The following is an 8780-nucleotide window of genomic DNA, read 5'->3' on the forward strand; positions in this document are numbered from 1 at the left end:
ACTCAAGGGACTGCAAGGTCGCGAACTGTTTCGTCTTCGCCCAGTCCGGGTTCGCCACCGTGATGTCGAGCGCGGTGAAGTGCGGCCACGGAATCAGACTGACCAGCCCGTCTTCGCCTGGTTCGCGCGACCAGTGTGCCGAAAGGTCGCCATTGATGGCGAAAGGCCGGCCGATGGCCTCGGAAACCTTTTCGTTGATCGTCGGTTTAAGCCTGTTCCAGTCGAACAGGGCGATAAACAGAATGATCACGATGATGAGCAGGATCAGGATCCCCACCACCCACGCCACTATCTTCCTTCCACGCCGCATCATGTCGCCTCCACTCCTATAACGGTGACAGAGGTAACCGGTGGGCTGACAAGGTTATGTGTTCAATGCGGGCTCTGGTTAAGCGAAGTCCAGAGTATGTGACGACGGGTGGTGCCGAAAAAGCACAGCCGAGACTACGACACATGGCATATTTACTCGTGTGTGCACGAGTGATTAGGGTGTATCCGACCAAGAGGCCAAGAATGGCGATTCACGGTCAGGGTTTCAGGACTGCGAAATAATCAACGACTCGAGGGAACGAGCTATGAAATACCCGACGTGCTTTAGCGTTCTTACACTCACACTCCTCGTGAACTTCTCCGGCGCGACTATTGCGGCTCCAGTAGGCGATTCAGCGATAGCCTACACGTGCGAGGCGACGACCCCGCGCGGACGACTGCGTACCTATGTCCGAAACGCGCCTGTGCTCCGCCGGAGACGACGTTCACGCCGTCCCTGGGGGCTCAAGAGGCCCTCTTCTCCATGAATGGAAAGATCATGAATAGCGACGCTGTCATCGACCGCGTCAGTGTGAGCACTGAGGAGGAGGTTGAAGGTGTAGAAACCCAGTCGACGTATGTCATTCACTTTAAGTCGACGTTCGAAAGCAATGGCGTGCCGACATGTTCCATGCATCGGTGGTCGAGCGCCGCCGGCAACGGTCAAGCTGAGAGAGTGGTTATCTCGCGACATCAATTAAACGACGGTACCAATGTAGTAAACGACGGTACCAATGTAGAGGCCATCATTTCGCTGCGGAGTTCTCTCTGGTCGGCCCCGGATGAGTTGCGTGACCAGATTTTGTTTTCCGTGTCATGCGTGCCCTGAACTCAGTCAGCCTGAGAATACCCGGTCGCCTTCACCCAGTCCTTGTCGATACCGCGCTTTTCGACCAGCAACGAGCGCAGGGTGCGGGCGACACATGGACTCAACGGCGACCCACCAGAACGTATCGCCTGCCGGGATCGGCAACGCCGCGAGCGCTTCGTCCAGGGAGGGGGACTCACCGCGCACGAACCAGCGCACGTCGCGGTGCAGCGACTGCTTCTCTTCGAGCGAAGCGATCTCGGCAAACACGGTCACGGGCGTGCTGGCGGGCATTTCCTCGAGCCAACGGCCCATGGCGGGGATAACTCGGCGGCTGGCAAGATTATGTGTTTGCCCGGATCGAAACGACCATCGAACCGGTGATCCTGAATTCCGTCGGCTGCCGTGCAGTCGGCGTCGCCATTTCACGGCACGGTCACCTGCGATCTGTAGGGCCATGCGAAAGGCGGGGCAGTGTGTTGAGGACTACAACGAGTGGCGTATTGCAGGGGAGAGCGAAGGAGTATAGAAGGCAGCAACAGGGGAGCAATCGGAGTGGAAGAACATGGAGGTTCAGATGAAATCGCCCTCAACATTTCTCGTGGTGTCGATGCTCTTGGTATTAAGTGGAACAATCGATGCGCAAACGCTTTCTTTTAGTGCTCGATCCGGAGCAGATAGTGGTCGAACTTACATTTATTTAGATATGCCAGACATATCGGAGCCAACGTTAGATCAGGATCCGGTTGAGATCGTCGAAAAAGAAGGTTCCGGCAGCAGTGACGCACAGCGCACGAAGATATCGTACGGCTTGCCTGCCTTGTCGATTCTCACAATCGACAATTTGGCCACTGAGTCCGCCAATTTGGTGAATTCAACCATGGCAACAGCCGAGGGAACTGCTGTAACGAGTCACGTCTCGATGCTTGGCGGACTTGTGGAGATTGAGGGCCTGCAGGTTAGGTCGATCTGCAAAAGTACCGCCACGGAAAATAGCTGTCGGGGTACAACTTCTGTTTCGCGTCTTCTCATCGCAGGTAAATCCATCCCTGCCCAGAGTATCGAGCCTGGGAAGGAGGTGGCCGTCGTGGGTCTCGTCCCCGTAAACAAAGGTGGTGTGATAGTTCAAGTGCCAGTAGAGCTCAAGCTGCTAATGAATCAGCAAGAGATGAGCGATGAAGATGTGGACGAAAAATCGATTGTCGTTAGGGGGGCTCGTCTTATTGGCGAAACGCATTCAGAACAAGGTGAGTTGGACGTAGACATGACAGTCGGGGAATCGCGAGCGATGACAGCAATGCCGCCATCTTGTAGTGCAGTCAAATTGGCGAGTAATAAGTATTATCAGTATCCGGGTGATCCGCGTCGAGCATACAAGTGCGATTCCTTACATGAGCCGAGGGCAATAACGTGTGCCGTAGGCATGAAGTTTAATCCGACTAGGCAGTCGTGCGTATGGAACAGCAGGTGAGTGTCTGTGGAGGTGTCAAGGGAATAGGGTAGAGCTGGCAGGGTTATGTGTTCACGAAGTGGAGCGGTTAAGCGGCGCTTACGGGATGTAGAGGGCGAGGATTTCGTTGCCGAGCTCTCTCTCTGGTCGGGTCCAGATGAGTTGCGTGACCAGATATTGTTTTCCGTGTCATGCGTGTCCTGAACTCACCCAGCCAGCCAATATCCGGTCGCCTTCACCCAGTCCTTGTCGATCCCACGCTTCTCGACCAGCAGCGAACGCAGCGCACGTGCACGCATGGACTCGACGGCAACCCACCAGAAGGTGTCGCCAGGCGGAATCGCTAACGCAGCAAGCGCTTCGTCCATCGAAGGTGACTCACCGCGGACGAACCAACGCACATCGCGGCGAAGCAATTGCTTCTCTTCGAGCGAGGCAATTTCGGCAAACACGGTCACGGGCGTCGTCGAAGGCATTTCCTCGAGCCAACGGCCGATCGCGGGCAGGGCGGTTTCATCGCCGACCAGCACGTAATGGTCGTAGTCGTCGGGGATGACCATGGAGCCGCGGGGGCCACCGACGCCGAGTTTGTCGCCGACTTTCACCGATTCGGCCCAGGTGGATGCCGGACCTTCGCCGTGCAGCACGAAGTCGATGTCCAGTTCGTTGGTGGCGGGGTCGTATCGACGTGGCGTGTAATCGCGTGYCGGAGAGGGCGTGACGCCTTCCGGGTACACAGGACCATCCGGACCCATGGTCGGGTGGTTGATGGCGCCGCCGTCGAGGGGGAGGAACACCTTGACGTGGTCGTCGGGCGAGGCCGAAACGAAGCCCCTAAGGCTTTCGCCGGTCAGCGTGACGCGAACCATGTGTGGCGTAAGCCACGTCACCTGCTTCACATCGAGCAGGCGCATTTTTACCTCATGACGCACCCGCTGGATGGCATGCCGTTCGGTCGCACTCATGCGTTGCGCTCCGCGATGGCCTTTGCAGCTGCGTGGATGATGCCGGCGACGCGCTTGGTTTCGGTATCGTCCCAGCTCTTGTGGTGGTTCATGAGCTGGTGCTTGATCGCGTGCATGGCTTCGCGGATGCCGTCCGGCACGCCCATGCGGCGCATGTGACGGGACATCACCTGCAGGCGTTCGGTGAGGGCTTCGAGGGTGTCGCGGTTGTCCTGCAGGAACTGGCTGCCTGCTTCGGTGATGGCGTAGAGCTTCTTGCCACCGGTCTCGGCTTCGACGCGCGCGTAGCCGAGTTCTTCGAGCATGGTCAGGGTCGGGTAGATGGCGCCCGGGCTTGGGCTGTACTGGCCGTCGAACATCTCTTCGATAGTGCGGATGAGTTCGTAGCCGTGGCGCGGCTGCTCTTCGATCAGGGCGAGCAGGAGGAGGCGCAGGTCGCCGGTGCCGAACATGCGGCCGCCGCCGAAACGACCGCCGCCGCGCCCGCCGCGCATGCCGTCACGGTCGTCGAAGCCGAACGGGCCGCCGCCGAAACGGCCGCCGCGGCCCATGGCCATGGCAGCCATCTTGTCGTGGAACCGGTGCTTGGCGTGGTGGAAAAAGTGCATGGGTGTTCTCCGATGTATCGTACGTAGTGATCGTACGATATATCTTAAGAAACACTCTTGGCAAGTGACCGACCCTCGACAGATGGTCGACTAACGTGTTTTCTTACGAACAGAGGCCTTTCCTTCCGGACCACAGAGGTTGGACATGAAGCGTGTCGCCGTCTTCCTGACTTACGTCGCATTGCCCTGGCTGGCGACGATTGCGTCAGCCCAGCAGTCGCCCCAGACCGATCTCAGCCTGATTTGCCCGGGCGTCGGCGAGCATCTCGAGTCGCATACCAGCTACGACTCCGAATGGGATTCGAAGCACCACAAATATGTCGATACCCAGCACAACACGCTGGATCCGTCTCAGGTGCAGGGGACGGCCCAGATCGAGATCCACCAGGGGCAAGGACGCATACGGCCACCGAAACGCCTCATACCGCCCATTTCGTCGGGCGGACAGGACGGTTGGTGGCCGTTGACGGATATCGACGTGTCGCCGGACCGCATCCGGGCGAGTTACCGTTTGAATGGCCTCAACCACCCGAAGGTCGATATAGACAGGCGTACCGGCGAGATCACGATCGACGGCATCGAGAAGTTCCAAGGCAGCTGCAAGGCCGTCGACCCCGGTGCACGCCAGTTCTGATGCCCCGTTTTCTGTGGGAGCCGCTTCAGCGGCGAAAGCAGGTCGCCGCAATGTCCGGGCCCGGCTGCGCCGGGCATCGCCGATGAATCGGCTCCCACACTATTACCCGAAGGTGAAGGTGAACATGTGGAAGTTCGCCTTGGGGATCTTGATGGTGAGCACGTGGTCCTTGTATCCGTCGCCGTCGAACAAGGTGTAGAGCTTGCTCGCCTGCACCGTGACCGGCGGCTGCGGCTTGCCGTCCACGGCGACTTCGACCGTGATCGGGTCGTTGGCGCTGGCGACCATGTGGACCATCTTCGCCTTGAAATGCAGGCGGATCTCGCCGTTGGCACCGACCAGGCTGGCGTTGTCGCGGCCGATCTCCCAGCGCCCGACCAGGGCGAACTTGTTCAACTCGAGGCGGGAGGGCGCCGTGTAATCGCGCGTGCCGGTGTCGCTGCCCTCGGGGCTGCCGTTGTTTTCGCTGCGGTCGGCGCCGAAATACATCTCCGGCGAGCCTAGCTGGGCGAAGTCCGGGGCGTCCTTGTCGGTTTCCGCCTTGGCATCGGCGTCGGCCAGTCGCGGCAAGCCGAGCAGGGTGCGGATGGCGTTCTCCATGTCCATGTAGTTGCCTTCGCCATAGTGGTGCGCCACGACGTTTCCGCGCTGGTCCACCAGGTATTCGGCCGGCCAGTACTTGTTATCCCAGGCGTCCCAGGTTTCCAGATCGTTGTCCTGGGCCACCGGGTATTTGATGCCGAAGCGGGCAATGGCGTCGCGCACGTTGCCTTCCTGCTTCTCGAACGGGAATTCCGGCGAATGCACGCCGATGATTACCAGGCCCTTGTCCTTGTACTGGTCGTACCAGTGGGTGACGTGGGGCAGGGTGCGCAGGCAGTTGATGCAGGAATACGTCCAGAAATCGATCAGGACGACCTTGCCGCGCAACCCTTTCATGGTCAGTGGCGGGGAGTTATGCCACTTGGCGATGCCGGCGAACTCGGGCGCGGTCTGGGCAGCCGTCGCCGGTCCGGCCGCGGCCAGGGAGGCCAAAGCGACGAACAGGGCGAGGAAGGCGAGGCGGATCTGACGCATGGAAACTCCGTGTTTTCGGGGTGCCGTGAATAGACCGGCCGACATCCCCGGACCTTACACCGGCAGGTGCGCTAAAATCCCGCCTTTGCCAGCCTCGCGAGCCAGCCGTAGCGCCATGACCTCGATCAAGCAGGACGACCTCATCCAGAGCGTCGCAGACGCCCTCCAGTACATCTCGTACTACCACCCGGTCGACTACATCCGGAACCTCTCCGCCGCCTACGAGCGCGAAGAGTCGCCGGCGGCCAAGGACGCCATCGCCCAGATCCTCATCAACTCGCGCATGTGCGCCGAGGGCCACCGGCCGATCTGCCAGGACACCGGTATCGTCACGGTCTTCCTCAAGGTGGGCATGAACGTGCGCTGGGACGATGCCACCATGGGCGTCGAGGATATGGTCAACGAAGGCGTGCGTCGCGCCTATAACCACCCGGACAACAAGCTGCGCGCCTCGGTGCTCGCCGACCCCGCCGGCAAGCGCATGAACACGCGCGACAACACGCCGGCCGTGGTCAACGTGACGATCGTCCCCGGTGACAAGCTCGACGTCATCGTGGCGGCGAAGGGCGGCGGCTCGGAAGCCAAGTCCAAGTTCGCCATGCTCAATCCGTCCGATTCCATCGTGGACTGGGTGCTGAAGACGGTACCGACCATGGGCGCCGGCTGGTGCCCGCCGGGCATGCTCGGCATCGGCATCGGCGGCACCGCGGAGAAGGCGATGCTGCTGGCGAAGGAGGCTCTCATGGAGCCGATCGACATTGTCGACCTGATCGCCCGCGGCCCGTCCAACCGTGCCGAAGAGCTGCGCCTGGAGCTGTACGAGAAGGTCAACGCGCTCGGCATCGGTGCGCAGGGCCTGGGTGGCCTCACCACCGTGCTCGACATCAAGGTGAAGGACTATCCGACCCACGCGGCCAACCTGCCGGTCGCGCTGATCCCGAACTGTGCCGCGACGCGCCACGCGCACTTCGTGCTCGACGGCTCGGGTCCGGTCGCGCTGGATCCGCCGTCGCTGGAAGACTGGCCGAAGCTCACCTACGACTCTTCGAAGGGTCGCCGCGTGAACCTCGACACGATCACCCGCGAGGAAGTGCAGAGCTGGAAGCCGGGCGAGACCATCCTGCTCAACGGCAAGCTGCTTACCGGTCGCGACGCCGCGCACAAGCGCATGATCGACATGCTCAACCGCGGCGAACAGCTGCCGGTCGACTTCACCAATCGCTTCATCTACTACGTGGGCCCGGTGGATCCCGTGCGTGACGAAGTGGTGGGTCCCGCTGGCCCGACCACGGCAACGCGCATGGACAAGTTCACGCGCCAGATGCTCGAGACCACCGGCCTGCTCGGCATGGTCGGCAAGAGCGAGCGTGGTCCGACGGCGATCGACGCGATTCGCGATAACAAGGCGGTGTATCTGATGGCCGTGGGTGGCGCCGCGTATCTCGTGTCGAAGGCGATCAAGGCGTCACGCGTGCTCGCCTTCGAGGATCTCGGCATGGAAGCGATCTACGAGTTCGAGGTGAGGGACATGCCGGTGACTGTGGCGGTGGATAGCGCCGGTTCGTCGGTGCACATCTCCGGGCCGAAGGAATGGCAGTCGCGCATCGGCAAGATTCCGGTCGTGGTGGTCTAACGGCATCGCCGATGAATCGGCTCCTACATGAATCCGCTGCATAGGCCGGGCGGGTTTGTGTGGGAGCCGGCGAAATTCAGCAAAAACTAACTGGCTAGCTTCCAGGTGTGTCTTGCGATTTGCTCATCCTCTTCCGTGGGGATGACGCGGGAATTGAAGTCGCCGATCCATTGCAGGCCGGCGAGGATGGCGTCGCGGGTTACCGCGTCGTTCTCGCCGATGCCGCCGGTGAAGACCAGCAGGTCGATACCGCCTAGCGAGGTGATCATCCCGGCGATGTGCTTGCTCGCCACGTGCACGAAGACATCCTGCGCGAGATGCGACGCCGCGTTGTCCATGGTGTGTAACTCGCGCATATCGCTCGTCCCGCCGGACAGGCCTTTCAATCCCGACTCGTGGTCGACCAGGGTCTCCAGGCGCTTGGCGTCGTAACCGCGCTCGCGCATCAGGTAGAGCAGCACGCCGGGATCGAGATCGCCCGGGCGAGTGCCCATGACGATGCCGCCCGTTGGTGTCAGTCCCATCGTGGTATCGATCGATTTGCCATCGCGCACGGCGCACAGGCTGGCGCCATTGCCGAGGTGGGCGATAACGAGCTTCGAAGGCACCGCATCGCCAAGCTGCCGCACGATGGACTCGTACGACAGCCCGTGGAAGCCGTAACGCTCTATGCCACCCGCTCGCAGATCCGCCGGTAAGGGCAGGGTGCGCGCAACTTCCGGCATGGTCGCGTGGAACGCCGTATCGAAGCAGGCCACCTGCGTCACGCCGGGAAACGCCACGCGACAGCGCTTCACCATCTGCACCGCTGCCGGCACATGCAGCGGTGCAAAGGCACGCGCTTCATCCAGATGCACCATCAGTTGCTCGTCGATACGTGCGTGCTGACGCACGTTCGGGCCGCCATGCACGAGACGATGGCCGATGGCATCCGGTGCCGGCAGGCCGCGATCGCGCAACGTGCCGACAATGGTCGCGATCGGGTCACTGCCGTTGCCAGCGGACTCCGTGTTCTCCGTCAACAAGGCCTCGCAGGTTTCGCCATCGACACGGTACAGACCGTACTTCAGCGACGAAGAGCCGGTGTTGAGGGCGAGCACATGGCCGGTGGCGATGCTCACTCGCCCGCCTCCTCGGCCTGCCACTGCCAGTTACGCACGTCGGGAAGATCCTGGCCGTGTTCGCTGACGTAAAGCTTGTGGCGCTGGATATCCGACCAGTAACGCTGCGTCGCCTTCTCGCGCTCACCTGCAAAGCGAGGCACGCGGTTGATCACATCGAGCGCGAGCTGGAAAC

General features: G+C 61.1%; 11 protein-coding genes. 4 read left to right on the forward strand and 7 right to left on the reverse strand.

The genetic code is table 11. The annotated features are described in order from the left end of the window. On the reverse strand, positions 1–313 hold a 313-nt coding region (locus AC1DSN_RS13945; RefSeq protein ID WP_477331196.1), incomplete at its 3' end, for an AsmA family protein. 495 nt (positions 314–808) lie between these two features. On the opposite strand from AC1DSN_RS13945, the gene AC1DSN_RS13950 reads away from it, so the two are divergent. Then, positions 809–1138 carry a hypothetical protein gene (locus AC1DSN_RS13950; RefSeq protein ID WP_477331198.1) on the forward strand — a complete coding sequence of 110 codons (330 nt, stop codon included), beginning with the start codon at positions 809–811 and terminating at the stop codon, positions 1136–1138. A 6-nt stretch (positions 1139–1144) separates the two neighbouring features. Here AC1DSN_RS13950 and AC1DSN_RS13955 read toward each other — a convergent pair whose 3' ends face one another. Then, positions 1145–1432 (reverse strand): SIP domain-containing protein, encoded by a 288-nt coding sequence (locus AC1DSN_RS13955; protein ID WP_477331200.1) that lies wholly within the window; start codon positions 1430–1432, stop codon positions 1145–1147. 262 nt (positions 1433–1694) lie between these two features. Between AC1DSN_RS13955 and AC1DSN_RS13960 the strand changes: the two genes are divergently transcribed. Further along, on the forward strand, positions 1695–2588 hold the full coding sequence (locus AC1DSN_RS13960) for a chitin binding peritrophin-A domain-containing protein (protein WP_477331202.1): 894 nt from the start codon (positions 1695–1697) through the stop codon (positions 2586–2588). A 185-nt stretch (positions 2589–2773) separates the two neighbouring features. Here AC1DSN_RS13960 and AC1DSN_RS13965 read toward each other — a convergent pair whose 3' ends face one another. Together AC1DSN_RS13965 and AC1DSN_RS13970 are read right to left on the reverse strand one after the other, a co-directional pair. Next, the gene (locus tag AC1DSN_RS13965; RefSeq protein WP_477331204.1) at positions 2774–3532 is read right to left on the reverse strand and encodes a siderophore-interacting protein; all 759 of its coding nucleotides are present in this window, start codon (positions 3530–3532) and stop codon (positions 2774–2776) included. Then, positions 3529–4140, reverse strand: a complete 612-nt coding sequence (locus tag AC1DSN_RS13970) for a PadR family transcriptional regulator (protein ID WP_477296810.1) — start codon at positions 4138–4140, stop codon at positions 3529–3531. The genes AC1DSN_RS13965 and AC1DSN_RS13970 overlap by 4 nt, the downstream gene beginning before the upstream one ends. A 145-nt stretch (positions 4141–4285) precedes the next feature. Between AC1DSN_RS13970 and AC1DSN_RS13975 the strand changes: the two genes are divergently transcribed. After that, a complete protein-coding gene (locus AC1DSN_RS13975; protein WP_477296808.1) occupies positions 4286–4774 on the forward strand; it encodes a hypothetical protein in 489 nt (162 codons plus the stop codon). Between the two features lie 102 nt (positions 4775–4876). On the opposite strand, the gene AC1DSN_RS13980 is transcribed toward AC1DSN_RS13975, so the two are convergent. Beyond that, complete coding sequence (locus AC1DSN_RS13980; protein WP_477296806.1) at positions 4877–5851, reverse strand: thioredoxin family protein; 975 nt, start codon at positions 5849–5851, stop codon at positions 4877–4879. A gap of 115 nt (positions 5852–5966) precedes the next feature. Here AC1DSN_RS13980 and AC1DSN_RS13985 point away from each other — a divergent pair, with 115 nt between their 5' ends. Next, positions 5967–7484 (forward strand): fumarate hydratase, encoded by a 1518-nt coding sequence (locus AC1DSN_RS13985; RefSeq protein WP_477331206.1) that lies wholly within the window; start codon positions 5967–5969, stop codon positions 7482–7484. A gap of 86 nt (positions 7485–7570) precedes the next feature. Here the strand turns inward: AC1DSN_RS13985 and AC1DSN_RS13990 are convergent, their stop codons facing one another. Beyond that, positions 7571–8605: an acetate/propionate family kinase gene (locus AC1DSN_RS13990; RefSeq protein WP_477298775.1), complete on the reverse strand. Its 1035-nt coding sequence runs from the start codon at positions 8603–8605 to the stop codon at positions 7571–7573. Next, positions 8602–8780, reverse strand: a 179-nt coding sequence (locus AC1DSN_RS13995; RefSeq protein ID WP_477331208.1) for a phosphoketolase family protein, incomplete at its 5' end; no start/stop codon positions are given. The genes AC1DSN_RS13990 and AC1DSN_RS13995, both read right to left, overlap by 4 nt.

This window comes from Luteibacter sp. P4_D7_3, from assembly GCF_056401735.1.